Annotated in this window: 21 protein-coding genes and 1 pseudogene; 14 read left to right on the top strand and 8 right to left on the bottom strand. The window is 63.0% G+C overall.

Translation table 11 applies throughout. The features are described 5' to 3' along the window. The first annotated feature begins 130 nt into the window (after window positions 1–130). Together ACTXG5_RS18195 and ACTXG5_RS18200 are read left to right on the top strand one after the other, a co-directional pair. Window positions 131–1813, top strand: a complete 1683-nt coding sequence (locus ACTXG5_RS18195) for an ATP-binding protein (RefSeq protein ID WP_445160116.1) — start codon at window positions 131–133, stop codon at window positions 1811–1813. Further along, the gene (locus ACTXG5_RS18200; protein ID WP_445160117.1) at window positions 1795–2478 is read left to right on the top strand and encodes a response regulator; all 684 of its coding nucleotides are present in this window, start codon (window positions 1795–1797) and stop codon (window positions 2476–2478) included. Before ACTXG5_RS18195 ends, ACTXG5_RS18200 begins: the two co-directional genes overlap by 19 nt. On the opposite strand, the gene ACTXG5_RS18205 is transcribed toward ACTXG5_RS18200, so the two are convergent. The 5 genes from ACTXG5_RS18205 to ACTXG5_RS18225 all read right to left on the bottom strand — a co-directional run bounded on the left by ACTXG5_RS18205 (window position 2475) and on the right by ACTXG5_RS18225 (window position 9679). Further along, window positions 2475–5396, bottom strand: coding sequence for an MMPL/RND family transporter (locus ACTXG5_RS18205; RefSeq protein WP_445160118.1), 2922 nt, complete (start codon window positions 5394–5396; stop codon window positions 2475–2477). The genes ACTXG5_RS18200 and ACTXG5_RS18205 overlap by 4 nt on opposite strands. Window positions 5397–5469: 73 nt before the next feature. After that, entirely contained in the window at window positions 5470–6837 is a 1368-nt protein-coding gene (locus ACTXG5_RS18210; protein ID WP_445160119.1) for a hypothetical protein, read from the bottom strand. Window positions 6838–6856: 19 nt separating this feature from the next. Then, the gene (locus ACTXG5_RS18215) at window positions 6857–8305 is read right to left on the bottom strand and encodes a condensation domain-containing protein (protein ID WP_445160120.1); all 1449 of its coding nucleotides are present in this window, start codon (window positions 8303–8305) and stop codon (window positions 6857–6859) included. A 459-nt stretch (window positions 8306–8764) separates the two neighbouring features. Beyond that, on the bottom strand, window positions 8765–9163 hold the full coding sequence (locus ACTXG5_RS18220) for a DoxX family protein (protein WP_445160121.1): 399 nt from the start codon (window positions 9161–9163) through the stop codon (window positions 8765–8767). 63 nt (window positions 9164–9226) lie between these two features. Next, window positions 9227–9679 carry a PaaI family thioesterase gene (locus ACTXG5_RS18225; RefSeq protein WP_445160122.1) on the bottom strand — a complete coding sequence of 151 codons (453 nt, stop codon included), beginning with the start codon at window positions 9677–9679 and terminating at the stop codon, window positions 9227–9229. A 176-nt stretch (window positions 9680–9855) separates the two neighbouring features. On the opposite strand from ACTXG5_RS18225, the gene ACTXG5_RS18230 reads away from it, so the two are divergent. From ACTXG5_RS18230 to ACTXG5_RS18260, 7 genes and pseudogenes are all read left to right on the top strand, one after another. Further along, window positions 9856–11229: an MBL fold metallo-hydrolase gene (locus tag ACTXG5_RS18230; protein WP_445160123.1), complete on the top strand. Its 1374-nt coding sequence runs from the start codon at window positions 9856–9858 to the stop codon at window positions 11227–11229. Window positions 11230–11269: 40 nt separating this feature from the next. Next, window positions 11270–12472: an FAD-dependent oxidoreductase gene (locus ACTXG5_RS18235; protein ID WP_445160124.1), complete on the top strand. Its 1203-nt coding sequence runs from the start codon at window positions 11270–11272 to the stop codon at window positions 12470–12472. Window positions 12473–12707: 235 nt separating this feature from the next. Continuing rightward, window positions 12708–14128, top strand: a pseudogene (locus ACTXG5_RS18240) (amidase). Further along, window positions 14104–15618, top strand: a complete 1515-nt coding sequence (locus ACTXG5_RS18245) for a wax ester/triacylglycerol synthase family O-acyltransferase (protein ID WP_445160125.1) — start codon at window positions 14104–14106, stop codon at window positions 15616–15618. Before ACTXG5_RS18240 ends, ACTXG5_RS18245 begins: the two are co-directional and overlap by 25 nt. Before the next feature lie 49 nt (window positions 15619–15667). Beyond that, the gene (locus ACTXG5_RS18250; protein WP_445160126.1) at window positions 15668–16234 is read left to right on the top strand and encodes an FKBP-type peptidyl-prolyl cis-trans isomerase; all 567 of its coding nucleotides are present in this window, start codon (window positions 15668–15670) and stop codon (window positions 16232–16234) included. A 460-nt stretch (window positions 16235–16694) separates the two neighbouring features. Then, window positions 16695–17924: a cytochrome P450 gene (locus ACTXG5_RS18255; protein WP_445164486.1), complete on the top strand. Its 1230-nt coding sequence runs from the start codon at window positions 16695–16697 to the stop codon at window positions 17922–17924. 135 nt (window positions 17925–18059) lie between these two features. Then, window positions 18060–18620: a chorismate mutase gene (locus tag ACTXG5_RS18260; RefSeq protein WP_445160127.1), complete on the top strand. Its 561-nt coding sequence runs from the start codon at window positions 18060–18062 to the stop codon at window positions 18618–18620. Window positions 18621–18806: 186 nt separating this feature from the next. Here ACTXG5_RS18260 and ACTXG5_RS18265 read toward each other — a convergent pair whose 3' ends face one another. Continuing rightward, window positions 18807–19502: a hypothetical protein gene (locus ACTXG5_RS18265; protein ID WP_445160128.1), complete on the bottom strand. Its 696-nt coding sequence runs from the start codon at window positions 19500–19502 to the stop codon at window positions 18807–18809. A gap of 277 nt (window positions 19503–19779) precedes the next feature. On the opposite strand from ACTXG5_RS18265, the gene ACTXG5_RS18270 reads away from it, so the two are divergent. Further along, window positions 19780–20649, top strand: coding sequence for an alpha/beta fold hydrolase (locus ACTXG5_RS18270; protein WP_445160129.1), 870 nt, complete (start codon window positions 19780–19782; stop codon window positions 20647–20649). 16 nt (window positions 20650–20665) lie between these two features. Here ACTXG5_RS18270 and ACTXG5_RS18275 read toward each other — a convergent pair whose 3' ends face one another. Continuing rightward, on the bottom strand, window positions 20666–21520 hold the full coding sequence (locus tag ACTXG5_RS18275; RefSeq protein ID WP_445160130.1) for a transglutaminase-like domain-containing protein: 855 nt from the start codon (window positions 21518–21520) through the stop codon (window positions 20666–20668). A gap of 251 nt (window positions 21521–21771) precedes the next feature. Between ACTXG5_RS18275 and ACTXG5_RS18280 the strand changes: the two genes are divergently transcribed. The 3 genes from ACTXG5_RS18280 (at window position 21772) to ACTXG5_RS18290 (ending at window position 24379) form a co-directional block, all read left to right on the top strand. Continuing rightward, window positions 21772–22827, top strand: coding sequence for an MBL fold metallo-hydrolase (locus ACTXG5_RS18280; protein ID WP_445160131.1), 1056 nt, complete (start codon window positions 21772–21774; stop codon window positions 22825–22827). A gap of 286 nt (window positions 22828–23113) precedes the next feature. Next, a complete protein-coding gene (locus tag ACTXG5_RS18285) occupies window positions 23114–23386 on the top strand; it encodes a carboxymuconolactone decarboxylase family protein (protein ID WP_445160132.1) in 273 nt (90 codons plus the stop codon). 39 nt (window positions 23387–23425) lie between these two features. Then, window positions 23426–24379, top strand: coding sequence for a GGDEF domain-containing protein (locus ACTXG5_RS18290; protein WP_445160133.1), 954 nt, complete (start codon window positions 23426–23428; stop codon window positions 24377–24379). Here the strand turns inward: ACTXG5_RS18290 and ACTXG5_RS18295 are convergent. Continuing rightward, on the bottom strand, window positions 24376–24816 hold the full coding sequence (locus ACTXG5_RS18295) for a limonene-1,2-epoxide hydrolase family protein (protein ID WP_445160134.1): 441 nt from the start codon (window positions 24814–24816) through the stop codon (window positions 24376–24378). The genes ACTXG5_RS18290 and ACTXG5_RS18295 overlap by 4 nt on opposite strands. Before the next feature lie 232 nt (window positions 24817–25048). On the opposite strand from ACTXG5_RS18295, the gene ACTXG5_RS18300 reads away from it, so the two are divergent. Continuing rightward, window positions 25049–26683, top strand: coding sequence for an L-lactate permease (locus ACTXG5_RS18300; protein ID WP_445160135.1), 1635 nt, complete (start codon window positions 25049–25051; stop codon window positions 26681–26683). Window positions 26684–26690: the final 7 nt, after the last annotated feature.

The following is a 26690-nucleotide window of genomic DNA, read 5'->3' on the forward strand; positions in this document are numbered from 1 at the left end:
GCACTCAACGATGAGGGCGGCGACCGCCAACGGGCCGGTATGCGTCCGTTAAACGCCTTATTCACCGTCGCCGGCCCCGACGACTTTGGACTTTCGCGCATTTTGCTCACGCAAGCGGTAGGGTTTTTCCATGGCCGCCAAAGGCCGCATCGACCTGCGACTCGGCACCCAGGTGCTGCTGGTGCAGCTCGTCATCGTGACGCTGGCATTGATCGTTGCGTTTGGGTTGTTCGCCGCTTACAACCGGCACCGATTGACTGTCCAATACGTCGTCCACGCGTTGGATATCGCCCGTGTGGTGGCCTCCGCGCCGACCGTACTCAACAACATTTCTCAATACGATGCGGCGTCGCCGACCCCCACCCCGGGATTCGTTGACGAACTGGCGACCGGCCCGATCCAAGGCATCGCGTCGCGGGTTCAGCAGCGCACACATGTGCTGTTCGTGGTGGTCGCCAACACCCACAGGATTAGGCTGGCGGCGCCCGAGCGGGACATGTTGGGTCACGAGGTGGCCGGCGACTACACGCAGGCGTTTGCCGGTCACGAGCAGACCGCGCAAGAATCGACGGTTCTCGGCGTGGTGATAGTCGCGAGAGTTCCCGTGCAGCAGCCGGATGGTCGGGTGCTGGGCATCGTCTCGGTCGGCATCTCCACCAAGGCATTCGACGACGAGTTCTCGACCAATCTGCGTGTGCTGGCCGCGATGGGAGGGGTTCTGCTGCTGATCGGTGTCGCCGGCTCGGTGATGCTGGCCAGGCGTTGGCGAGGACTGACACTGGGTTTGCGGCCGGCGGAGATTATCGAGCTGGTGCGCACCCAGGCGGCGGTGCTGGAAGGCATCGGCGAGGGCGTGCTAGCGGCCGACACCTCCTGGAATACCACCTTCGTCAACGACGAGGCGTGCCGGCTTCTCGAGATTGGTAACGAAATAGGTGGGCACGTTGACGAGATCGGTTTGACCCCAAGAGTTCTCGACGTCTTCAAAGCGGCCAATTCGGCGCCCACGCTGGCCAATGTCGGGGAACGCATTGTGGTGGTCTCCGCACGGCCGGTAGTGCGCGAAGGGCGCGAGCTGGGAACTGTGTTGGTGGTGCGGGACAGAACCGATGTTGAATCGCTAACCCGCCAACTCGACGCGGTGCAGCTGATGAGCACCGTGCTGCGCGCACAGCGCCATGAGTTCGCCAACCGTCTGCACCTGCTGAACGGGCTGTTGCACGGCGGTCACATCGACGAGGGGTTGCAGTATCTGGAAGAGCTCCTCGGGTCAGGCCCGTTGGGATCCGCGCTACCGGGCATCGACTCCATCCGTGACGCCTACCTGCAGGCATTTTTGGCGGCCAAGGGTGCGGCGGCGCGCGAAGCCGGTGTGACGTTGAAGATCGGTGAGAACACCTGGGTCTCTGGCCGGCTCGTGCTGCCAGTCGACGTCACCACCGTGGTGGGCAACCTACTGGACAACGCCATCGACGCCGCTCGGTTGAGCGACAGCGCGACGAGAGAGGTGGAAGTTGAGCTGTTGCAAGATGGTTCGACGCTGCATGTCACGGTGGTCGACAGCGGGGACGGCGTCGCGCCCGAGTTTGTCGATGATCTCTTCACCGAGGGCACGACGACCAAACCGGACTCTGGCATACCGGGCGGCCGGGGTATTGGGCTCGCGTTGTCGCGTCAGATCAGCCGCTCCCTCGGTGGCGATCTCTGGCTGGCCAGCCCCGGCAATATGGGGTCGCAGCTGCACGGCGCGGAGTTCATCGCCCGGCTGCCGGGCGTGATGGTTGAGGAGGAGCAATGGGTGACACAGACCTGACGGTGCTAGTAGTCGATGACGACTTCCGTGTCGCCAATATGCACGCTGAGGTCGTCAAAACGCTTGCCGGCTTCACGGTGATCGCGACCGTCAACACGCTCGAGGCCGCGCGCAAGGCCGACGCCGTCGACCTTGCGTTGGTCGACGTCTACCTGCCCGACGGGTCCGGAATCGACTTCGTCCGCGAATTGCACGGCGACAGCATGGTATTGACAGCAGCCACCGAGGCGGTCACGATCCGGGCAGCCATGTCGGCAGGGGCGCTGAGCTACCTCGTCAAGCCGTTCTCGACCACAGAGCTCGCCGCGCGGCTATCCGGCTATGCGCGATATCGCAGAATCCTGGCCAGCCCCAATCTGAGCTCCAGCGACGTGGACGCGGCACTGGATGCGCTGCGCCCTAGGATCGCTCCCCCACAGTCGGCCACAATAGCCTCCTCCTCCACCAAGCAGCTTGTGCTGCAAGCCTTGCGAGGATCGGAGAAGCCGATGTCGGCGGCGGAAGTTTCTGCGACGATCGGGATATCAAGGGCAACCGCCCAGCGGTATCTGGCAACGTTAGCCACTGCCGGCGACGTCACCGTGGGCCTGCGTTACGGCACCACGGGACGACCCGAGCAGGAATTCGTAGCGACCGACAAGCGAAGAATGCGTCTACCGCGCTAGCGGTTCGGGTTGGCGATCGCCTTGGCAGGCCACCAGTTCGCCCGCCCGAGCATTGCCGCAAGGGCCGGCACCGTGATCGTGCGCACCACGAACGTGTCGACCAGCAGCCCTACGCCGATGATGACCCCGGTTTGCACCATGGACGACAGGCTGCCGAATAAGAGGCCGAACATCGAAGCGGCGAAAATGATTCCAGCCGAGGTGATGACACCGCCCGTCGAACGAACGGCACGGATGACGCCGCTGCGGACACCAGAGGCCGACTCCTCGCGAATCCGCGTGATCAACAGCAAGTTGTAGTCCGCTCCGACGGCGACCAGCACGATGAACGCCATTGCCGGCACGTTCCAATAGATGGCCTGATGGAGCACGAACTGGAAGAAGACGACCCCAACGCCCAAGGCCGACAGGTAGGAGAGCACCACGGAGGCAATGAGGTACAGCGGTGCAACGATCGCACGGAGCAGTGCGACGAGGGTGAGGAAGACAACCAGAAGCGTCACGACCACGATCAGCCGAACATCGTCGTTGTAGTAGCTGCGCATCGCGCTGTACATCGCGGTGGTGCCGACCACCGAGATCGACGCATCCGAGAGTGCGGTGTTGGGCTGCGCGCCGCGGGCAGTATTGAGGATCGATGCCACCTGGTCCATCGCGGCTGTGCTGAACGGGTCGAATTTCGTTTCGACAGTAAAGCGCGCCGAATGTCCGTCGGTTGACAGGAACATCTTCGCCGCGTTTTTGAAGTCATCCGAGGTGATCACCTTGGGTGGGATGTACATGCCCGCCATGGAGTTTCGCGAGGCGTCGCGATTCATCGACAGCAGCAGATCGGCCGCCTGGTTCATTCCGACACCCATCTTCTTGGTCTGGTCGACGAGGGCCCGGACCCCCTGGTCCAGCCGCTGGCTCCCGTTGGCGAGCGCGTCGGCACCTTCCTGCAGGCGCGCCAACCGTTGGGGCACATTGGCGTTGCCTGCGGCCGCCAACAGGGTGCTCAGCCGCTGCATCGTCGACTGAAGTCTTTGCACCACAAGGACTATCTGCGCAGTAAACGTACCGGTTTGTACCTGGGCTAGTTGTTGCAGCTGGGCGCGGCCGGCGGTGCAGGCAGGGTTGGCGTCGCACTGCGGACTGGCGTTCAAAGCGTCGAGCATGGGGCCGGCCGCGTCGACGGCGCCGGCGCCCAGCGCCGAGGCGGACCCGGCATTCACCAGTCCACGCATCGTGTCCAAGAAGTGGGCCGCCGCGGCCAGCTGTTGCTGCACCTGGTTCAAGGTTGTGCCGAGCTGCATCGTGGACCCACTGGCACTGCGGGTTTGGTCGCGAACCTGGACGAGACTTGCCGCAAGTTTGTCGGCACCGGCGGTCAGAGCGTCGAGGTCGTTACCCCTGCCGGAGACCTGTGTCGAGACGTCTTCCAGGTTGGTGCCGACCTGCCCGGCTTGATAGCTGAGTTTGATCTGATCGAGCGGTTGCCCGTTGGGTCGGGTGACGCCACGCACCGCCCCGATATCGGGCAGCTGGGAAACGCGTTGGGCCATTTGCTCCAAGTCGGCCAAAGCTTGTGGGGTGCGCAGGTCCCGCGGTGAGCGCACGTAGATGTATTGCTGCAGAAGCGCACTGGTCGCGAAGTGACGTTCCATCGTCGCGAAGCCGACGTTGCTCTGCGCTGATTGCGGCAATTGCATGCGGTCGTTGAAGGTGGGAGACAGGAAGGCGGTGCAACAGGCCAGCGCGATCAACACCGCCAGACTGATCAGTAGATGAATTTTGGGTCGGCGAACGATTTGGGTACCTGACCTCTGCCATAGCCGGCCGGTGAGCGCGCTGCGGGGCGTCACCCAACCGCGCCGCCCCGCGAGCACGAGTATGGCAGGCAACAACGTGATGGCGGCAAGAAAAGCGATCCCGATCGAAATGGCAAGCGCCGGGCCGACTGTCGTGAACGCGGGTAGCCGGGTGAAGACCATGCCAAGAAAGGTGATGGCCACGGTGGCCGCCGAGCCAGCGATGACCTTGCCGATCGAGCTCAATGCCTTCTGCACCGCCAGGTCCGAGTCCGTCCCCGACCGGATGTACTCGTGGTAGCGGCTGATCAAGAAGACGGCGTAATCGGTGCCGGCGCCGACGATCATCGCGGTCATCAATGCGATCGTTGGCGCGGATACCCCCAACCCGAGCTGACTCAGCATGGACACCATGCCCTGGGCCGACGCCACCGAGATTCCGATGGTGATCAAAGGCAGTAACACGGTGACCGGTCGTCGGTAGATCACCGAAAGGATCGTGAGCACCAATACACCGGTGGCAATTTCGATCAAGTGCATGTCGTGAGCGGTGACGATCGACATGTCTCCGATGATGGCGGCCTGTCCGGTCACCTCCGCGGTCAACGAGGAGCCCACAGTGGAGCGTTTGGCGACGTCTGTGATCCGCTGATAGGCCTGCGAGGACTCCGGGGAGCCCGCGGGTGCCTTGAGATCTACCGCCAGGTAGAACGCCTTGCTGTCAGCACTGACCATCGAGGGACGCAGTGCCGGGGTGGTGACGATGTCCTGCACGCCGGCCACATCGTGGGTGTCGGCGCGCAGGGTGGCGGCCAGCTTGCCATAGACCGCCTCATCGGCGGGTTGCAGGCCGTTGTTATCGGTGAGCACGACGATCAGGATGTTCTGTGCGGATTCACCGAAATCTTTGGCCATCTGGTCGGCCGCCACCATGTCTTTGGCCGGGAGTGCCTGCATTTTCTGGCTTTCCACCACCTTCGTCAACGGTGGGAAGGCCACCGCCAGCACGCCGACCGCTGCGAGCCAGGCGGCGATGACGAGCCACGGGGCACGGGCGACAAGCCGACCCAGCATCGAAAACGCATCGATGCGCGCCGGGATCCTCGAGATAATGGATTGTGTGATCATGGCCAACCTTCATTCGTATGCGTGGGCGGTCAATCGGGTCGGCCAATCGGGTCGGCCGCATTGGGGCAGGCCCTTACGGGCGTCTATCGGGTGCGCCCACTGATTCAGGGTGTCGCCAGTTCGTTGTGCAGGTGAGCGAGAAGTCGCCGAGGGTATGCGAAATAATCTGTTGCAGTGCGCTATTCGAGTTGTCCTGCTGATGTGCCACGACCGAGACGAAAATTTGCCCGTGCGTTCTTCCGGAGAGCAAATTGAGCAGTCCGCCGGTATGGTGCATCGTCGCCTTGGTCATGCTGGGGTACCGCATCTTCATGGCGAACCAGTCGGCGTCCGTGCCATCTGGCCGGTTGGCGGCCGGGCTGACGGCACCTAGGTTGGATGAGCCGGTGGCCGCACTACCGACGGCCAGCCTTATCATTCGCCTTACCAGCCACTTTGGTAGCAGCGGAACGATCGGCAATAGTGCGAACCGTTCGTCGGGGACCTCCTGGCGGTGGATCAACGCTTGTTTGGTTGCAGCCCGGATCTCGCGGAGGTCCGTCGCCGCAGGCGTCGGGTCGACGGTGATATCGATACCTGTGATCGCGTTGGCGCGGGTATCGCCGGGCGCACGATCGTTAACGGGTATCGCCAGGATGGCCGAGCCGTCTGCTGCCACCCGCCCCATTCGCTGAGCGAGGCGGGCCGCCAATCCCGCGAGCAACGTGTTGCTTGTCCCCCGGAGTACCTGTGCGCGCGCGTCCCATTCCGCGGCGTCGATGAAAATCGTTGCCGTTGGCAGAGTCACGGGTTCATCAGGTCCGGTGAAGGGCAAGCGCGGCCCGCTGGGTGGCGGGGTACCAGATCCGTCACTCCGTCGGTGACGCCTATGCGTTCGCGCCGCGGCAATGACGGCGCGACCGATACCGGGGATGTCCCGCGTGGTTTGGCGCGCGTCCTCGCGAAGTGCCCGCCATCGTGGGCGCGATAGCGCGGCGGGCCAGGTGATCACGTCGTCGCGACCGACTGCCGCGTCGGCCAAGGACTCCGAGAGCCCGACGCCGTCAGTGAGGCAATGGGAGATGACGAAGCTGATCCCCATGCCGCCGTCGGTGAACGGGAGAACGGCGAGGTGCCATTCGGGTCCGTGTTCGGAATCCAGGGGCGTGCTGGCCTGGTCGTCCAGCCAGACGTCGAATTCTTGACGGGGACGGGCGTACTCGACGATCTCGATGTCGGATGAGCGGTGGGGCGAGACCCACCGATGCCGGCCGAAGGGCATTGGTGACCGCTCGATGCGGCGGCCCAGCCGTCCTCGCTGAAGATGGTGGTGGAATCGCCGCAAACCTTCAATGTCGATGGCGCGGTTGTAGACCCAGACGCACTGCAGCAGGTTGATGGTTCCAGTGGCTTGCTCGCCGAGAAAGTGGGTCTGGTCTACCAGGTCGATTACGTTGCTCATTTTGGTAAGTCCCTTCGTATTACAGGCTGACGACAGGCACGCCGTGCGCTGAGTTCGCGTGGTCTGCGACCGCGTCCGTCCACTCCGAGGCGTTCTTGACGACGCGCGTGAACGCCTGCGTCAAGGCTGCGATGTAGCGGTGTACCGACTCACGCGCGGTCGGGTTATCCGGGAACGAGATGGTCGCGGTTGTTTTTCCGGCGTGCCGGTTGATCCACATGTTGATCCCGCCGTGCGACAAACTGTCGCCGTAGGCGCCGAAGTTCGTTTCTTCCCACAATGCGGCGACCGGTATCTTGCGGAAATCGAGGAAAGACACCATCATTGCCGGGCGCGTGGGCAGTTTGAGAGCCAGTTGATCCGGTGTCGCCAACTCCAGGACACGTTCAAACGGCACGCCCGCAAGGTGTTTGGCGGCGTTAAACGACTTCTGAGCTGCCGGTGCCGACTCGAAAAACGAGCTGGCACCGGTCGGCACGTTGACTGGTATCAGGCTGGCGAACCACCCGACACTCATCGTGTCGACGCCAGGGGTCCGCGTGTCGTAGGGCGTGAATCCGTGATAGGTCTCGGCGCCCGTAAATTCGTTTTCGGCCAGGGCTGCGCAGGCGAGCACTCCCCCGCTGAACCGGGCGCCGGCCGCACGGCAGACGGTGTCGAAAGAGTCCGTCTGGGCCGCGTCCAACAAGTCGACAGTCAGAAAGTCGCCTTTGTTGTCGGCCCACGTGTCGCCGAGCGGCAACGGGAAGCTCGGCCAATCACCGTTGTTGTCGTGCGCGAATTTGATCCACCCCTTGATCTGCGGCGACGACAGGGTCAGGCCGGCCAACTGCTCGCGTTGCCGCGCGGTGTAGTCGCAGTAACTGCCAACTTGGGGCAGCGTGGTGGGTGTGGCGCCCCGCAGACTCTGGTACATGAGGTGCACGTCGAGGAAAATCAGGCCGGCGGATATGCCGTCGATGTGGAGATGGTCGACGCTGGCGTAGAACGTGAAATATTCAGCGTGCTGCATAACGCCGAATGTGAAGCAGTCCCACTCGAGTGTCTCTGGCGTCGTCGTCAACGCGTGTGTACGTATTTGCGCGGCGCTCATATTTCCGAACTCCACAGGGACAAAATCGATGACTTCTGGATCGTCGATGGCGCGCCGGACAATATCGTTATTCTCGAACTCGAACCAGCTGTGGTAAGTGTCGTGACGACGGACATGCGCATTGATCGCGGCCGTCATTGCCGGGATGTCACACACGCCCGGAATATCCCATGCCACGATCATCAGACGGGGCAGCTGCCTGCCCATCGCCTTGGCGTAGTAAGCGACGCGCACGTGTTGAGCCTGCTGATAATTGGCAGGTAGGTCATCGTGCCGTGCCGTCCGAGCCGCTTCACGTGCCGCGGGTGAGGCCATCCACGTGGTTACCGGACCACCGGGTGGTTGCCATCCGTTGATGCTGCCCAGTGCGACCATCTTTCCCCTCCTTGTTTTTTGCAATGTCGACGTTTCTTTCGCCGCAGGTGAACGGTGGAGCCGGGCTTTACGTGAATAAGTTTCGCGCAAGCGTGCATTCGTTGTTGCGGCGATCGTGCGCCCTAACCGGATATTTGCTTGAAACCGAACTTACGACGCCACCTATGCCTGTGTCGCGGTTGTAGTCGATAGTCGATGTAAGCGACGATTTCAGGGTTTTGCGCATTGTGCTCACCCGCGCCGCGCAGTGAACCGAAGCGCACAACAGATGACGCGCTGTGTGGCCGCCCATCTGGCAGTTCAGCGCGACGTCGTGCCGCTGCAGATGTATCCAGTACCGCGAAAACGAATACCACCCTTACGGGTTAAGTCCGCTGCCGCATGTTGCACCTCAACGCATCTCGTCGCGTAGGGAGGCGCACTTCTCGGTTAGCGGTGGGCAGGCACATCGCCTTCGTACTAGTACCGAGGTCGGCCCCAGATCGCTGCAGCCGTCAAAGTCAGCAGCGCCAAGTTCAATACAATCATTCCCGGTTCACGCCGACGCGCATGTACCACTGCCGCGCCTAGCGTTACAAGAATCAAGCCTGCTGTCCCAACCGTTATCGCCAACCGGGACGGAATATCCAGCACCACGGGCAGGATGATTGCCAGACCGCCCGTGATCTCCGTTAAGCCCACGAATATCACTGTGCCCGAGCTGAAGTCGTCGACCCAACTCTCGCCCCGTAGTGCCAGTCGTTTTTTGGAGACGACCAACTTCATGGCGCCGGAGACTGCGAAGGCCAGGCCCATCGCAATGCTGAGAATCCATAAAGCCACATCCACTTCCACGTTCATGGCGGTTGTGCCGTTCATTACCGGGTCAAAGTCGCGTTTAGGGTGCCGGTGTGCTTGGAGGCGCAAATGGACGCATAAGAATCAATGAGATCGCCAGCGTTTCCAGACCGCATGGCCTGTGGCGCGGGTCTTGTCGTTGTAACGCAGCTCGGCATCGCAAACAATTTCGGCTTCGGTGGATTTGGTGACGAAGGCGTGCAGCTCGACCGCACTGTCTAGGGGGCTGGGGCGCAGATACCGAACGTCTATGCCGGCTGTCACGAAGGGGAGCAAGGCGCCCGGCGGGGCATCCCATCCCTGCACTGAGGCCTCATTCAGGACGCCAGCGGCAGTGTGGCAGTCAAGCAGGGTGGCGATGATGCCGCCATTAAGAAAACCTAATCCGTTGTCGTGCTGGGGCCACGGCACAAAGGTCGCGGTGACGTACCCGTTTCCGAGGTAGCTCTTGAGATGCAGCCCGAGAGGGTTGGCCGGTCCACAACCGAAGCAGGTCATGGCCGGAAAGAGCCGGTCCTGAACAGATATCGCGTCCACAGACGATCAGTGTGCGCGATATGGCCCCGTGATCGTGTGCTTACGGACGCACAAAACCAGACGCGATGCGCACAGTTCCTGCGTGAATGAACGATCCGAGCGGTTCGCGTGTTGTGGTGTCTAGATGGAACTTCGTATTCACGCAGTTACCTGGCAGCTCTACGCAGGGGGTTGCTGTGCACGTTGAAGTGATCTCCACCGAGGATCTCGGGGACCGCAGCTACCTGGTCCACGACGGGACCTCCGCAGTGGTCGTCGACCCACAACGCGATATCGACCGGGTCGAGAAGCTTCTTGCCGACCTTGGGGTGCGCTGCGCGATGGTCGTCGAGACCCACATCCACAACGACTACGTGACCGGCGGGTACGAGCTGTCGATGCGCAACGGGTGCCCCTACGTGCTGAACGCGGCGGATGACGTGTCTTTCGCCCGCCTCGCGGTCAGCGACGGCGACGAACTGACCGCCGGTGCCATGACCATCCGGGTAGTCGCCACCACGGGCCACACAGACACACATCTGTCCTACGTGATCTCCGAGGCAGATCAGACTCCTGCGGTCTTCACCGGCGGCTCATTGCTGTACGGCAGCGTCGGGCGGACCGACCTCGTCGACGTCGACCGCACCGAAGAACTCGCACGCGCGCAATATCATTCGGCACGGCGTCTTGCTGCAGAACTTCCCGACACAACCCCCGTCTACCCCACCCACGGGTTCGGCAGCTTCTGCTCCGCGGGGTCGGCCACGGGCGGTGACGGCGGCACCATTGCTGAGGAGAAGCGCCGCAATGATGCGCTGATCACCCAGGACGAGGACGCTTTCGTCGAAAACCTGATCTCGAACCTGACCGCTTACCCGGCGTACTACGCCCACATGGGCGGCCTCAACCGCGGTGGGCCCGCCGCGCCAGACTTGTCCCCCCCGAAACGGCTGCAGGCCGAGCAACTCCGCCGTCGCATCGACGCTGGCGAGTGGATCGTTGACCTGCGCGACCGCACCGCCTACGCCTCCTCTCACGTCCACGGCAGCGTGGGAATTGCTCTCGGACAACAATTCTCGACCTACGTCGGGTGGCTGATGCCCTGGGGGACTCCACTGACGTTGATCGGCGAGTCCGACGAGCAGGTCGCCGACGCCCAACGGATGCTGATCCGGATCGGCGTCGACGAACTCCAGGGCAGCGCCACCGGATCCAGCCAGGAGCTGAGCGCAGGCGCACCCACGTCGTCCTACCCACGGCACAGTTTCGCCGAGCTACCGGACATCCTCGTGGCCGCCGACGCCGCCACCGACGACGATGCCGTGCTGCTCGACGTTCGCCGCGACGACGAGTACGCCGCAAACTTCATCCCCGGCGCAGCACACATTCCCATGCATCAGCTACTCAACAAGCTCGACACGCTGCCCCCCGGGCAGCTGTGGGTGCACTGCGCCAGCGGCTATCGCGCCTCGATCGCCGCCAGCCTGCTCGACCGCGCCGGACGTGACGTCGTGTTCATCGACGATTCCTTCGACAACGCTGTCAAGGCGGGCCTAACCAGTCAGTCGTAATCGTCCCCACAACAGTTTTCGGCCTGAGGAGGTCTGTTCAATGACCAATACCATCAGCCACCAGGTCGCCGTGATCGGCGGCGGCAACGGCGGCATCTCAGTGGCCGCGCGGCTGCGGCGGGCCGGCCTGACCGACGTCGCGATCATCGAGCCCAGCCAGACCCACTACTACCAACCTCTCTGGACACTCGTCGGCGGTGGATGCGCACCCGCCACGGAGAGCAAGCGGACCGAGGCATCGGTCATGCCGCAAGGAGTCGCCTGGATCAAGGACCGCGCCGAGCAGATCGACCCCGACGCCCAAACTGTCACGACCGAATCCGGCACCCATGTGCATTACGACCACTTGGTGGTTTGTCCCGGCATTCAACTCGACTGGTCGGCGATCCCCGGGATGGCCGAATCCCTTGACACACCTGCGGCGTCGAGCAATTACCGCTACGACCTCGCACCCAAGACGTGGGAACTGATCAAGAAGATGCGGTCGGGCACGGCGATCTTCACGATGCCCGCGGGCCCGATCAAGTGTGCTGGGGCACCGCAGAAAATCGCCTACCTGGCCGCCAACTACTGGCGCCAGCAAGGTGTCCTCGACGCCATCCGCGTCATCCTGGTCCTGCCCACTCCAGGAATGTTCGCAGTGAAGCCGTTCGCCGACGAACTCGAACGTGTCGTCGCCCACTACGGCATCGAGGTCCGCAAGAACAGCGAGGTCACCACTGTCAACCCCGACTCACGCACGGTGACCATCTCCGACAACTCCCCGAACACCACCCAGGAAGTCGGCTACGACCTGCTGCATGTGGTGCCGCGCCAGTCCGCACCGGACTGGATCAAGACCAGCCCGATCGCCGACCCCGACAGCCCCGGTGGCTACGTCCAGATCGACAAGAACACCATGCGCCACACTCGATTCGACAACATCTTCGCCATCGGCGACGCCGGCTCCTCCCCCAACTCCAAGACCGGCGCCGCCATCCGCAAGCAAGCCCCCGTGGTCGCAGCGAACCTGCAGGCCAGCCTCGCGGGAAAACCACTACCGGCCAGCTACGGCGGCTACGCCTCCTGCCCACTGACCACAGCCCGCAATAAGGTGCTGCTCGCCGAATTCGACTACACCATGAAACCCGCGCCGTCGATACCGTTCATCGACACCACCCACGAACGACGCGACATGTGGTACCTCAAGCGTCACGGCCTACCCGCGATGTACTGGAACCTCATCCTCAAAGGCCGGGCATAGGGGCCTGGGCCCGAGCGCCTCGGTTGCCCGTCACGACATGACCTGGCGTTGCTCCCCTACGGACGATTGACAACACCGGTAGCCAGCTGGCGAACCGCCGGTCTAGCTGTAATTCCCTGTGCTGAGGCTGATCTCACATCAGCGATTTGCAACGGGGCGAGTAATAGTGACCACACGGTCGTTTTGAAATTGGAGATGGTCCACGTTTCTTTCGACATCGATTGGAAGTCGTCAATTGAATACTGTGCATGCTTTCCGCGACGATGCCCTCGGCGACCTCGACGCGGTCGGTCTCGTTGCCGCAATCCAGGCCCGTCGCGTCTCAGTACCCGAGGTTGTGGACGCCGCCATCGCGCGTACTGAAGCGGTGAATCCGGCACTCAACGGCCTGGCGTATGAGGCCTTCGACCGCGCGCGGGCAAGCGCCAATGCGGCCCGCGGCTGCGGGGGCTTCTTCGGCGGGGTGCCCACTTTCATCAAGGACTGCGAAGCCGTGGCGGGGATGCCGTCCATGGCGGGCACCGACGCGTGGAAACCCCAACCTGCTGCGGCAGACGGCGAATTCGTCCGTGCGTTCATGGCGACGGGAATGGTGCCGCTCGGGTTGACGCGCATGTCGGAGTTCGGGTTCAACCCACAGCCGAGCATCCGCGGCTGGGCCCGGTCCGCAATCCCTGGAATCCGGACTACACGGCGGGTGGTTCATCGTCGGGTGCTGCGGCGTTCGTCGCGGCCGGAGTGGTGCCGATCGCGCACGGCAACGACGCCGGTGGGTCGATACGAATCCCGGCCGCGTGCAACGGATTGGTCGGTCTGAAGCCATCGCGGGGTCGATTACCGCTGGACAAGCACATGCGCCGGTTGCCGATCGGTTTGATCGAAAACGGGATATTGACCCGGTCGGTCCGCGACACCGCGGCGTTCTATCGTGAGGCCGAGCGACTCCATCACAACCAGAAGTTGCCGGCCATCGGTGATGTCAGCGCTCCAGGTACGGCCCGACTCCGAATTGCCGTGTGCACGGAACCGGTTGTGGGCACCTGTAGTTCTGGGGTTTGCGAGGGGACGCTGAAGGCCGCGGCCCTGCTCGAGGAACTCGGGCATCGCGTCGAACGACTCGATGCGCCAATGTTGCCGTCGTCCTTTGCCGATGATTTCCTGTCGTTCTGGTCTTACTGTGCGTATTTCGTGATGGCTCAGGTACGGGGAAGTCGTTACATGGGCGGCCCTGCCGTCGACTGCGGCAAGCTCGACAACTTGACGCTGGGTCTGGCTCGGCGCGGTGGACGCAAGCTTTACCGGATGCCGGTGGTGGTCGATCGGTTGGCCCGTATGCGGCGAGTTACCGCTGAGCTCTTCCGTAGCTACGACGCCGTGCTGACACCGACACTGAGCCAGGAGACCCCCCGGATTGGGCACCTCGACCCGACCGCGGACTGCCAGCAGATCATCGACCGACTCACCGAGTGGGTGGCATTCACGCCGCAATGCAATGTCACGGGGGAGCCGGCGATCTCGCTGCCCCTGGCCGAATCTGAAAACGGTATGCCGGTGGGAATGATGCTGGCCGCCGACATTGGGCAGGAGGCTCGGTTGCTGGAACTGGCTTACGAACTTGAGGAGGTACGACCGTGGCGCCGAATTCAGTCCGCCTAACTTCGCAGAGCCCGGGCGGCTTGCGCGCGGAATTGGCGGCAGTCGATCACCTGATGCTTCGGGGTGACGCCAACCCGCGGTTCCGTTCGGGGTTCATATCGGTGGAAATCCTTGACACCACGCCGGATTGGGAACGATTCCGGACTCGCGCCGAAGATGTGTCCCGCCGGGTGCTGCGGCTGCGGCAGAAGGTGGTCGAGCCGTTCCTGCCGACGGCCGCACCGCGCTGGGTGATCGATCCCGACTTCAACATCGACTTCCACGTGCGACGAGTACGCGCCCCGGAACCCGGCACCTTGCGCGAGGTGTTCGACCTGGCCGAGGTGATGCTGCAGACGAGATTGGAACTTGCTCGGCCGTTGTGGACCGCCACCCTCGTTGAGGGTCTGGCCGACGGTAGGGCCGCAGCGCTGTTACACCTCAGCCATGCTATCGCCGACGGTGTGGGCAGCATGAAGATGTTCACGCCCATCTACGACTCGGAGCGGCATCCGGTTGCGGAACCACCACCCCCGCAACCGATCCCACAAGATCTGTCTGCCAACGAATTGATGTGGGAAGGAATCAACCAATTGCCGGGTGCGCTGGCCACCGGCGTCCGGGGCGTTGTGTCGACGTTCGGCCGGGTCGTTCGTGATCCTTCTTCGACCGTGACGAGGGTCCTCGGCTATGCCCGCTCGAGTGCGCGAATGCTCCAGCCTGCCACCGAGCCTTCGCCCTTGCTGCGCAGGCGGGGCGTTGCCACCCGCAGCGAAGCCCTCGACATAAAGCTCTGCGACCTGCACGAGGCGGCCAAAGCTTATGGCGGGTCGATCAACGACGTCTACCTCGCTGGCCTGTGCGCCGTGTTGGGGCGTTACCACACGGCGCTCGGCGCGCCGATCACCGAACTGCCCATGGTGGTGCCGGTGAACCTGCGCACCGAAGCCGACCCCGCCGGGGGCAACAAGTTCGCCACCGTCAGCCTGGCGGCTCCGGTGGGAACAGCCGACCCGGTGGAGCGAATACAAAAAATCCGCGCACAGATGACCCAACGCCGCGAGGAGCCCGCCAAAGGCGTAATCGGCGCGGTCGCGCCGTTATTGACCATGCTGCCCACACCGGTGTTGGTGCAGATGATGCTCCGGTCAGCCGCCGCCTCCGACGTGCTAGCCACCAATGTGGCGGCGTACCCGCAGGACACCTACCTTTGTGGCGCAAAGGTACTGCGGCAGTACGCCCTTGGTCCGTTGAACGGCACCGCGATGGAAGTGATGCTGCTGTCCAGGGGCGGGACCTGCACCATTACCGCCCGCTATGACCGGGCTGCCGTGCAGCACCAAACATTGTTCGCCGAGTGCATGCTGGACGGGTTCAATGAGATCCTCGCTTTCTCAGGTGAAGCCAAACCGAACGCCGTCCCGGCATCTTTCGCCGTGCGGGTCCCGAGCTCCCCGTCTCGGTTGGTCATGACTCATGACCGCCTTCGAGGACTGCCGGCAGGGCAGTGATTGTCCAAGTAGCGGGCCCGCGACGCCCGAAAAGCGACGTGGCTGTAGCGTGACGCCCGTGAAGTCGTCCCTGCTGTATTCCCCCATCGCACTCGCGGCCTGTGTCGCGGCACTCGTTCTGACGCTCGATGGATCGGGCAAGGCCAACGCGGCCGGCTCCTGTCCAACCGCAGCACCGCAGAGCGGCGGGACGCCGGAATGGACGCTGGCCGGCACCACCGGCAGCGTCGCGGTCACCGGATCCACGGATACGACAGCTCCGCGCGTGACTGTGACGGCCCCGTTCAGCGTGACCCAGACCCAAGTGCATACGCTGCACGCCGGAGATGGACCGGTGGTCTCACCCACCGCCAAGGTTTCCGTCTGCTACATGGGGGTCAATGGACGTGATGGGTCCGTGTTCGACAGCAGCTACGAACGGGGTGCGCCGGTCGACTTCCCGCTCAACGGAGTTGTGCCGGGCTTCCAGAAGGCCATCGCGGGGCAAAACGTCGGATCCACCGTCGCCGTCGCCATGACCTCCGCGGATGGCTACCCCAACGGTCAGCCCAGCGCCGGAATCCGGCCGGGCGACTCGCTCATCTTCGCGATCAAGATCCTCAGCGCCTCAGGCTAAGCAGAGACGCCCGTACGCCGTAAAGCATTGTCGCTCAGTCGCATATACGTCGAACGCATCGGCGGGCATGACGCCGGCCATCTAGATGTATTTGTCGTGATGGCGATTGACCCATCGGTGCACTGAAATATCCGACGTACGAACCAGTTTCGTCTATCTGCACCCCGCTATCGGGCGACGATACCAACTCTGCTAGTCGACGCCACCGATTGCCTGTGCAGTCCAGCAAATTTCATGCCCTCGCGCGGGGACGCGAGACCTCGACTTCGCGAAACCTGTTCCGGCCTAAGACGTATGCGGAATTTGACGCGATGATATTCGTAATATCGATAGCACTCGGCATGCCGCAGTGCCGTGCGACGACTACCCTGGGGCAGATCGGTTCGCCATCCTTGGCACGAGACACATACTTCGATCACGGCTCATAGAAGACGGAATGCCAACGGAATCAAGGAGACTCATGCGTGCGCAGACCATCGACGAAGCCGCCAAGGTTTTGGCTGATCCGATGGCCTACACCGACGAGATGAAATTGCATGCGGCCCTGGCTCATCTTCGGACACACGCGCCGGTCTCGTGGGTCGAGGTGCCGAATTACCGCCCATTCTGGGCCGTCACCAAGCACGCCGATGTCGTCGAGATCGAACGCGACGACATGCTGTTCACAAATCGGCCGCGCCCGTTCTTGGTCACCGCCGAAGCGGACAAGCTGCAGGTAACACGGACCCTCCTTCGTATGGACGGCGAGGAACACCGAGGGAAGCGTGCGATCGGCGCAAACTGGTTTCGTCCCAGAGCGATGCGGCAACTCAAGGTTCGCATCGACGAATTAGCCAAAATCTATGTCGACAAGATGATGGCCGCGGGCAACCAATGCGACTTCGTCCAGGAAGTCGCGGTCAACTACCCCCTACACGTGATCCTCTCACTGCTGGGGTTGCCCGAATCGGACTTTCCTCGCATGCTCAGATTCAGCCAAGAATTCATCGGTCAAAACGACCCAGAGTTCCAGCGCGGCAACACAGCCGAAGACGGACGCCAAGTACTGCTCGACTTCTTCGACTACTTCGATGCACTCGCCAAGTCGCGCCGCCAACACCCGACCGAGGATCTCGCATCGGAAATCGCCAATGCCCGCGCCGACGGCCAGCCGCTGTCGGATCTCGAAACCGCTTCTTACTATCTCGTCATCGCTACCGCCGGTCACGACACGACTAGCGCAACGATCTCCGGTGGTCTGCGTGCACTGATCGAACGCCCCGGCCAACTGCAGCGGTTGTGTGACAACCCGGGGTTGATGCCGCTCGCGACCGAAGAGATGATCCGGTGGGTCACGCCGGCCAAGGAGTTCATGCGTACAGCAGCCCGAGACACCACTGTGCGCGGAATCCCTATCGCTGCGGGCGAATCAGTTCTGATGTCCTATGTATCCGCCAACCGCGACGAGGATGTCTTCGTGGATCCGTTTCGGTTCGACGTCGGCCGAGACCCTAACAAACACTTGTCTTTCGGCTACGGCGTGCACTTCTGTATGGGTGCCGCGCTGGCCCGAATGGAGATCACAAGCTTCTTTAACGAGCTGCTGCCTCGCTTGAAATCCATTGAGCTGGCTGGTAAACCAGAACTCACAGCCACCACGTTCACGGGAGGTCTCAAGCACCTACCAATCCGGTTTCAGCTTGCTCAATAGCTGCCCGCAAGCTGAGCGGACATCATGAACCAAGTCAATGTCATTGCGACGGACGTCACACCATCAGGCACATCGTCCAACAATTCGTTGGCGACGCGCATGTCGCGGACTACCCACCTTGATAGGTCCCCGGAGATGATTATTCGCGCTAAGCCAGCAGGTATAAGCAGATTCCCCGCACAGCCATCGCACGGCGATAGCACCGGCCGACTGTTCCTTTTGGTGGACGCAGCCGCGCAGCGACTGCAGACCGCCGACCCGGTCGCCGCCGCGAAATACACCGCCGCCGGGGTTATCGACGATCCGCAAAGAGAACAGGAGGTGATCAACGGCGTGATGTCGGCCGCGGTCACCAAGAAGGTTGACGCCGAATACGTGAGAGTTATCTTCGACAATCAAATGGATGCCACCAAGGCCATCGAATACACACGTTTCGCCGATTGGAAACTCAACCCCGCCTCGGCACCCACCACTGCACCCGACTTGTCGGCGTTGCGTGCAACCATCGATCGGTTAGATGCGATCATTGTCGAAGAAATTGCGGCGCAATGGGATTTGCTCAACACCTCCAGCTGCAGCATGAACTTGGACAACGCCAGAACCGCGGTGATCGCTGCGCGGCAACTCGACGATCTCTATCAACGGGCACTGATCTACGCCACACATTCGTACTGCCAGGCCCAGCAGGGCATCTGATCCACTTCGAAGTCGAAAGGAATCCAGATCCCGCGCTGAGCCGCCCCAGGGCGCCCCGGTTGACTTCCCCCTCAACGGAGTTGGCTACCCCACGGTCAGCCCAGCGCCGGAACCCGGCCGGGCGACTGTGAATTGGTACTTCATGCGGCGAATGCTGTTGCGCGAGTTGCGATATGCCCTATTCGACTACCGCGGGAAAAGATATGCAATTAGGCTAAGAAAGAGTGCTGCGATCCCTGAAATTCCAGCCACGGCGGTCCAAGTGTCCCTGCGGGGGCGGCGGGCGAGGATGACTAATTTGGAAAATCCGTGGGTGGCGCGTGTGGATCGTACAAACAGATACGAACATAACGCGATTAACAGGAACCCTATCCGAAGTGCCCAGGGCGCCATGGAATGTCGACCCCCGTGAAAGAAGAATCCGGCGGCAAAAAACGTACATGCCCCGCCCAACAGTGCAATCGGCAGCGAACGAAGCCAGTTGGCCGCACGATAGGTTAGCGAGCTGCGGTCGGGCAAGCTGGCCCAGTACTGAACTATAGAAGATTGGCGCTGAAGCGATATCTTTCCGACGGCCTCGAGTATGTGGCGGTAGTAACGGCTCAGCCAAATGGTCAAGGTCGAACCGTCGTTGTAGTGAAATTTTGCAAGCACGGATTTGACGTCTTCGGCGTCTTCAATCGGCTCGATCTCGTTGAGGTCGGTCGTTGAAGCCTGGCTACTGTCGGACCAACCCATCGTCATGAGTATGCAATTTGCGTCCTGCGCAGCCATCTCTAGCATGTGTTTCAGCTCGGACGGAAGTATCGACCCGCGTGTTAACTCCACTTCCAACGGCTTAGCTTGTTTGTTCAATCCTGTGCCTTCCCCGATGGTGAACATCTGCCCAACTGCTTGGCGGTTCAGGTCCTTGCCGCGGTAGCCCCCTGCGGAGCGCCAATGATGACGGCAAACGGCTCAGTGACTGCTGCTCATCTTGGTTGCCAAGGCGGAATTTCCACCACGACGCGTCATCTATGAGGTAAAAGGTTGCGGCTCCTAGAAGTTCAGGCACTAGCGACCACAGGCTGATATTGACTCCTGAAAAGCAAGGTTGTCACGAATGCCGTAAAGCTGTGTCGCGCAGCCACATACACCCTGACTGCATAGGGTCGTAGTTGTGGACGTACGGCTCATGCAACTAACCGACGGGCGCAAGCTGGCCTGGGCAGAGCTGGGCGACCCGGCGGGCTACCCGGTTTTCGCGTTCCACGGCACACCCGGCTCCCACCGCCAGACCCTCCTCGACCCGGCAGCCGCGCTCGCGGCAGGCGTCCGAGTGATCGCTCCGGACCGGCCGGGATGCGGGGCCAGCACCTGGCAACGGCAGCGCACGTTCGAAGGATGGGCGAACGACGTAGCCGAACTGGCCGACCACCTGGGCATCGAACGCTTCGCGGTGTTCGGCATCTCCGGCGGTGGGCCTCATGCGGCGGCCTGCGCCCGCTTCCTGCCCGACCGGGTCAGTGCCGCCGCGCTCGTCAGCGGTGTCGGTTCCCTTGCCGAGCCCGGTTCGGAAGCAGGAATGATGCCGGCCAACAGATTGTTCGGCCGGCTCGCGCGGAAGGCGCCCGCGGCCAACAACGTGCTCTTCGGGCTCATCTTTCTTTTTGGGCGCCGGGCCCCTGAGCGGGTCTTGCCGTTGCTGGTGAACAGCATGCCCGCCGTCGACGCCGGCCTACTCTCGCGGCCCGAGGTGCGGAGCTCATTCTTGAGCATGCTTGCCGACGCATCCCCTACCGCGGGCCGGGCGGCGGCGCAGGATTTCCGACTCTTCGCTCGCGCCTGGGGTTTCCGGCTCGAGGACATTACGGTGCCGGTGCAGGTGTGGCAGGGCGACGTCGATGTGAACGTCCCCGTGGCCCATGCCGAGCGCCAGGCGGCAGCGATCCCGGGCGCCATTCTGCACATCGCGCCGGGTGAGGGCCACCTGATGGCCGTCGCCCATTTCGACGAGATCCTGCGGGAGCTGCTGAGTTCGAGGAGCTGACCGCAAGGTGACTGTGCTACCGCAGGCTGACGAGGTCTTCGACCGAGTCTTTGGGTAACTCACCGTCGGCCACGGCCGTGACCGTCATGTATTGCAATGTGATGGCGCCGTGGTGGTTGTCCAGGAACGCGGTGTCGGCAGCATCGCGGCCGGTGGCAATCCGCACCATCGACTGGCGCGGCGCGAGGCACGTGGCATCGACGACCCGCCATGCACCGTCGACGAACGCCTCGGCTACCGCGTGGAAATCCATTGGCTGGCACCCCGGCGCGTACACCGCCACCAAGCGGGCCGGGACATTGAGCGCGCGCAGCAGTGCGATAACGAGATGCGCATAGTCGCGGCACACTCCCGCGCCGGCGAGCAACGTGTCGGTGGCGCCATCGATCGGATCGCTGGATCCCGGGACGTAGTTCAGCCGCGTTCCAACCCACGACGAGACCTTTTCGAGCAGGGCGACTGAGGTGGCGTACTGCTGGAATTCGGTGGCGGCAAACCCGAGGAACTTGTCGGATTCCGCGTATCGGCTCGGGCGCAGGTAGTTGATCAGGTCGATATCACTCACCGGTGGGGTCTCTGCTTGGCCGACGACCGTCGCCGAGTACGACGCCGTAATTGTTCCCCTGTCGGCCTGCACGACATGAATCCGCGTCTGATGCTGACCAACGAGTTCGCGCGGTTCAAGCGGCTTGCCGTTCAGTTTGATTACCAGTGACTCGTCGACGTTGATGCCGGGCTGACGACTGACCGCGATCTGGAAATCCAGCGTCGTCGGCTCAGTAACTTCGACTTCGATTTCTGCGCCGACGCTACGGGCCGTCGCAGTGGCGCTGGTTCCGATGGCCGCGGCGCGGCGTCTCCATCCAGGCATACGGAAGCCCTCTCTTTTCAGCAGTTGAAATCCCGCTCGCTGCTTGGCAGGGCCTTCTTGTGCGCACTTCCCCGACAGCCTAGACGCGGTATCGCTTCGCGGCAGCGGTTCCTCCGGCCCCGCAGGCGCGTCACCAGCAATATCTCGGGCCCCGGAAATAATCCCGGCGCGAGAATCGACGCAGGGAAGCCGCGGGACCAAACAGGTCAACAGTTGACTGCACAGCTCCCCTGGTGCCTAGGCTGTCGTGTATGTGTGGCGGCGGTGGTGACGGAAACGATCTTCGCGGGGCGGCGCCGCGCATCCTCGAGGGCGCCGCGGTCGACCCGATCACGCTCGAGCCAGTCGACGAGTTGGTCATCACGACACTGGTGGACAACAGCTACGACGGCTTGCTGACCGACATGGGCCCTGCGCAGCGAATGCCCATGACTCGCACGCCGGCGGTGGAAGCGGCCCACTTCGACGGCGGTACCACCGTTCCCGGAATGCTTGCCGAGCACGGATTCTCGGCGCTGGTCACCGTGCGGCGGGGCAATCGGTCACACACCCTGCTGTTCGATACCGGCATCTCACCCGAGGGGATGGCGACCAATATGGAGCGCCTGGGTGTCGATGTCGCAGACATCGAGGCCGTGGTCCTCAGCCACGGCCACTTCGACCATGCCGGTGGCTTTGCCGGGCTGTCCCGCCTGCGAGGCCGCACTGGGCTGCCGTTGACCGTGCACCCACTCGTATGGAGTCGGCGCAGGGTTGCACTGCCGGGGCGGCCGGGGTGGGAACTTCCCACGCTTAGCCGGTCCTCGCTGGAGGGCGAAGGCTTCGAGGTGATCGAGCGTCGCCAGCCCTCAATCCTGCTTGACGGGAGCGTCCTGATCACCGGCGAGATCGACCGCACGACCGATTTCGAGACGGGGATGAAATTCCACGAGGTGTGGCGCGACGGCCACTGGGAGCCGGATCCGAAGATCCTCGACGATCAGGCGCTCGTCGTTCACGTGCGCGGGCTCGGTCTTGTCGTGCTGACCGGGTGCGGCCACGGCGGGGCGATCAACATCGCGCGGCACGCGATGCGGCTCACGGGTGTCGATCGGTTGCATGGCATGCTCGGCGGCTTTCACCTGACCGGTCCGGGCTTCGAGGAGATCGTCGAACCCACCGTCGATGCGCTCGTCGAGTTGTCTCCCGGGCTCGTTGTCCCGGCGCACTGCACGGGATGGCGCGCTCAGATTCGGTTCGCCACAACCCTGCCGGACGCTTTCGTGCCCAACGCCGTTGGTACGTCGTTCGTGGTCGCCGCTGCCTGAACCTCGGGCGGCGATGGCATGCTAAGTGCCACAATGGGTTTCGGTTGTCGCAGTGATAGCGCGGGCGTACGGTTTCCCCATGACAAATACATTCAAGGCGTGCATAGCGTTATCGGCCGCGGCGCTGATCATCGGTGGGGGTTTGTCCGCTGAGGCAATGCCGCGTAGTCGTGCAGATGGGTGCGGCGACCTCGCCCCAGCCCGCGTGTCGCCAACTGGCTGCGCCGATCCCGCGCCGTCTCCCCAGGCAGCTGCGCCGTCAGACAGTCCGCCCTGGCTTGCGGCAGTGGAACAGCGCGACCCGCAGTTCGCCGGCTCGTATCAAGGGATGCGCGAGCGGATCCTCAAAGACGGCGCGATTCCAGCGAAATACAAGCTGCTGATGGGGATGATCACTGACACGATCGCCGCACATCCTGACGGTGTCAGGTCGCTCGCCGATAACGCGCGCGCCGCGGGTGCCTCAGAGGCCGAGATCACCGAAGCGGTCGAGGTGGGATACCTCTACGGCGGCACCGCCGCGCTGGTAATGGGCGTCAACGCGTTCCCGAACGGCTGATCGCGAGAAACGCATCCCCCGCGCGCCTATTCTGAGCACGTGCCGTGGCGTGCCGACCCCCAGCCGTCAAAGAGGCGGTTGCATGCGATTGGTCTGACGGCGAATCTTGTCCTGCTCGCCCTCTACGCCGTGGCCGGCGCGCATATGGACAAAGCCGGGGCCAAGCCTCGGCTGTACTGGGTGCTCGGCGGGGCAGCACTGCTGGCCGGTGGCATCGCGCTCGTCGGGCGAGTCCGCGGTTGGCAAGAACGGCGTGGCCTGCTCGTCGTATGGCCGGTGCTATCGCTCATCGTCACTGTTGTCGTGGGCGCCATCGACCCGTCCGCCACTCGGGATTTTCCTGGCACGATCACGATCACGTTCGCTTACGTAGGCCTGGCTTGTGGGCGCTGGCGCTCGCTGGCGATGGTGCCACTCGGCGTTGCGGCATTCGTGGTGGGCGGCAGTAAGGTGCTCCCGGGCGCGTTGACCACGGTGGTGTTGGCAGCGGCCATGTGGGTTATCGTCGCGGAGGTCCCGGCCTGGCTCATCGCCCAGCTCGAGGAGCAGAGTGCGCTGCTGCGCAAGATGGCACAGACCGATGCCCTCACCCAACTGCTCGACCGAAGCACACTCGGACCACGGCTTTCGATACACGCCAACGCGTCGGCCGTGGTGCTGATCGACCTCGATAATTTCAAGGGCTACAACGACGCTCACGGCCACGAGGCCGGCGACGCACTCTTGGTCGCCTTCGCCGATGCGATCCGCTGGTCAGTTCGGAAGGAGGACATGGCCTTCCGTATCGGCGGCGACGAGTTCCTGCTCATGCTGGTCGAGGCCGATCGAGCCCACGCCGAGCAAGTCCTCGATCGGCTCCGCGATCGCTGGGCGGAGGCAGGCAATCCCGTGGGCTTCAGCGCCGGGATTGCTTCCGGAGAGCAGGATGTCATGCGCCTCGCGGACGAGCACATGTACGCCAACAAGCGTTCCCGCGACTTGCGCGCCGACTAGGCGAGCGCGTCGAACATGTGGGCCGGTTCTATACCGAGTTGCCGGGCAACGTGACTGGTGTCCCAGTACTCGCGCCAGTGAGTGATCGCGCCGTCGCGAACCTCGAAGATTGCTGTGACATTGAAGGAGACGGCGACATCATTCATGGTGTTGACGTCAACACGCTCGACCACCACGGTGTCACCATCCGACACAACTGTGCGGATCTCGCTCCCCTCGACCATTCCCGTTGAGAGGCTGTTGTGCTTCTCCAGCTCGGCGCGCGCCGCGTCGCGTCCGACGACTACCGGTGAGAGCGGGACATGGAGTTGCCAAACGAAGTCATCCGCCATTAGCGCGATCGCCGCGTCGATGTCGATGTGCTGCCCGTAAAAGGCATCGATAAAGGCGAGCACGAGCTGCTCGGTTTCATTCTTTGCCGCAACACCTTGGGGCATGCTCTCTTCCTTTGCTAGTCACCGGTCTCCAGCTGCCTGTAGGGAAGCTGGACGTGACTCTACGCCTAAATAAACTGATTGATTTAATCGTTTTCTAAATCTTCTTGCGGACATCCGTGGTTGTCAGCCGCCAGATCCGGGTCAGAGATACCGCGCCGTACGTGTAAATCAAAGGCGGACAACCGAATGCGACGCCAGTCACATTCGCCCCCAGATGCAAAGGGCGCCCTATATGTACCGTCAGATCCTTGATCCCGTGGCTCACTCGCTGGCTTGGAGCTCGCTGGTGGCGGCCTTGCCGCTGGCGATGCTCTTTGTGATGCTTGGCGTCTTGCGGTTGCGGGCCTGGGTGGCTTCCCTGCTATCGCTGGGCGTGGCAGTCGCCATCGCAGTTGCCGTGTATGGCATGCCGATTGGCCAGACGCTGCTGGCGGGCGGCGAGGGCGCTGTCTTCGGATTCTTCCCGATTCTCTGGATCGTGATCAACGCGATCTGGGTTTACCAGATGACAGTGCAGACAGGGCATTTCGATGTGCTGCGGCGCAGTTTCGCAAGTGTCAGCGACGATCACCGCATCCAAGCGATCATCATCGCGTTCTCGTTCGGCGCGCTGCTCGAAGCCTTAGCCGGATTCGGCGCACCCGTGGCGGTTACCTCGGTGATGCTGCTCGCCCTGGGTTTCAAACCGCTCAAGGCCGCGGTCCTGGCGCTGGTCGCCAATACCGCACCGGTCGCCTACGGGGCGATGGCCACACCGATCATCACGCTCGGCAAGGTATCCGGATTGTCGAGCGACGCGCTCGGCGCGATGGTCGGGCGGCAAACCCCCATCATGGCCCTCTTCGTACCGCTGGTGCTGGTGTTCATCGCCGACGGCCGGCGCGGACTCCGCGAGACCTGGCCCGCGGCCCTGGTGGCCGGCGGGGTTTTCGGCCTCGGCCAATACGCCACCTCGAACTTTCTATCAGTGCCGCTGGCCGACGTGGTCGCCTCGCTGCTGTCCGCCGGTGCTGTGGTCTTACTGCTGCGCGTCCGGCGGCCGCAAAACGCACCGCGCACCGCGGTAGTTGCGGGCGGCGCCGCCGACACCCTGTCTCCCGAATTCGCGGCGAACCTCGCTCGTCCCGACTCACGTGTCGAGGTGGCCCGCGCTTACGCGCCCTACGGGATCATCATCGCGATCTTCGTGCTCTGCCAGATCCCGGTGGTCAAGAAATTTCTGGACAACGCCACCTACACCATCCATTGGCCGGGACTGCACCTGTACACCGCCAAGGGCAGCCCGTCGGCGCTTCCGATGTTCACCTTCAACCTGCTGAACACGCCGGGCACTCAGATGCTCCTGGCGGGCGTCGTCGCGATGGTCGTGCTGCGCCTGTCGGTGCCGGGAGCGGTCAAGGCCTACGGGGCGACGCTGTATCAGCTCCGCTGGGCGATTCTCACCGTAATGGCAGTGCTGGCACTGGCTTTCGTGATGAACGCCTCGGGACAGACCATCACCCTCGGCACGTGGATGGCCGGGGCGGGGGGCGCTTTCGCGCTGCTCTCCCCCATTCTGGGCTGGATCGGTGTGGCGGTCACCGGTTCCGACACATCGTCGAACTCCCTGTTCGGTGCCCTGCAGGTGACTGCTGCGGCCAAGGCGGGACTCTCCCCGTTGCTCATGGCCGCGGGCAACAGCTCCGGTGGTGTGCTTGGCAAGATGATCTCGCCGCAGAACCTCGCCATCGCCGCGGCGGCGGTCGACCTGCACGGAAAAGAGGGCGACATTTTCCGTCGGGCGATCTTGTGGAGCGTGGTGTTCCTGGCGTTTATCTGCCTGCTGTCGGGACTGCAATCCTCGGTGCTGTCCTGGATGGTTTTCTGATCTTGCT

The sequence above is a fragment of the Mycobacterium sp. Dal123C01 genome, assembly GCF_052566995.1.

Coding starts and splice junctions, on each gene's coding strand:
- ACTXG5_RS18195 (WP_445160116.1), top strand. CDS start 131: ATGGCCGCCAAAGGCCGCATCGACCTGCGACTCGGCACCCAGGTGCTG.
- ACTXG5_RS18200 (WP_445160117.1), top strand. CDS start 1,795: ATGGGTGACACAGACCTGACGGTGCTAGTAGTCGATGACGACTTCCGT.
- ACTXG5_RS18205 (WP_445160118.1), bottom strand. CDS start 5,396: ATGATCACACAATCCATTATCTCGAGGATCCCGGCGCGCATCGATGCG.
- ACTXG5_RS18210 (WP_445160119.1), bottom strand. CDS start 6,837: ATGAGCAACGTAATCGACCTGGTAGACCAGACCCACTTTCTCGGCGAG.
- ACTXG5_RS18215 (WP_445160120.1), bottom strand. CDS start 8,305: ATGGTCGCACTGGGCAGCATCAACGGATGGCAACCACCCGGTGGTCCG.
- ACTXG5_RS18220 (WP_445160121.1), bottom strand. CDS start 9,163: ATGAACGGCACAACCGCCATGAACGTGGAAGTGGATGTGGCTTTATGG.
- ACTXG5_RS18235 (WP_445160124.1), top strand. CDS start 11,270: ATGACCAATACCATCAGCCACCAGGTCGCCGTGATCGGCGGCGGCAAC.
- ACTXG5_RS18255 (WP_445164486.1), top strand. CDS start 16,695: ATGCGTGCGCAGACCATCGACGAAGCCGCCAAGGTTTTGGCTGATCCG.
- ACTXG5_RS18260 (WP_445160127.1), top strand. CDS start 18,060: ATGATTATTCGCGCTAAGCCAGCAGGTATAAGCAGATTCCCCGCACAG.
- ACTXG5_RS18265 (WP_445160128.1), bottom strand. CDS start 19,502: ATGTTCACCATCGGGGAAGGCACAGGATTGAACAAACAAGCTAAGCCG.
- ACTXG5_RS18275 (WP_445160130.1), bottom strand. CDS start 21,520: ATGCCTGGATGGAGACGCCGCGCCGCGGCCATCGGAACCAGCGCCACT.
- ACTXG5_RS18280 (WP_445160131.1), top strand. CDS start 21,772: ATGTGTGGCGGCGGTGGTGACGGAAACGATCTTCGCGGGGCGGCGCCG.
- ACTXG5_RS18295 (WP_445160134.1), bottom strand. CDS start 24,816: ATGCCCCAAGGTGTTGCGGCAAAGAATGAAACCGAGCAGCTCGTGCTC.
- ACTXG5_RS18300 (WP_445160135.1), top strand. CDS start 25,049: ATGTACCGTCAGATCCTTGATCCCGTGGCTCACTCGCTGGCTTGGAGC.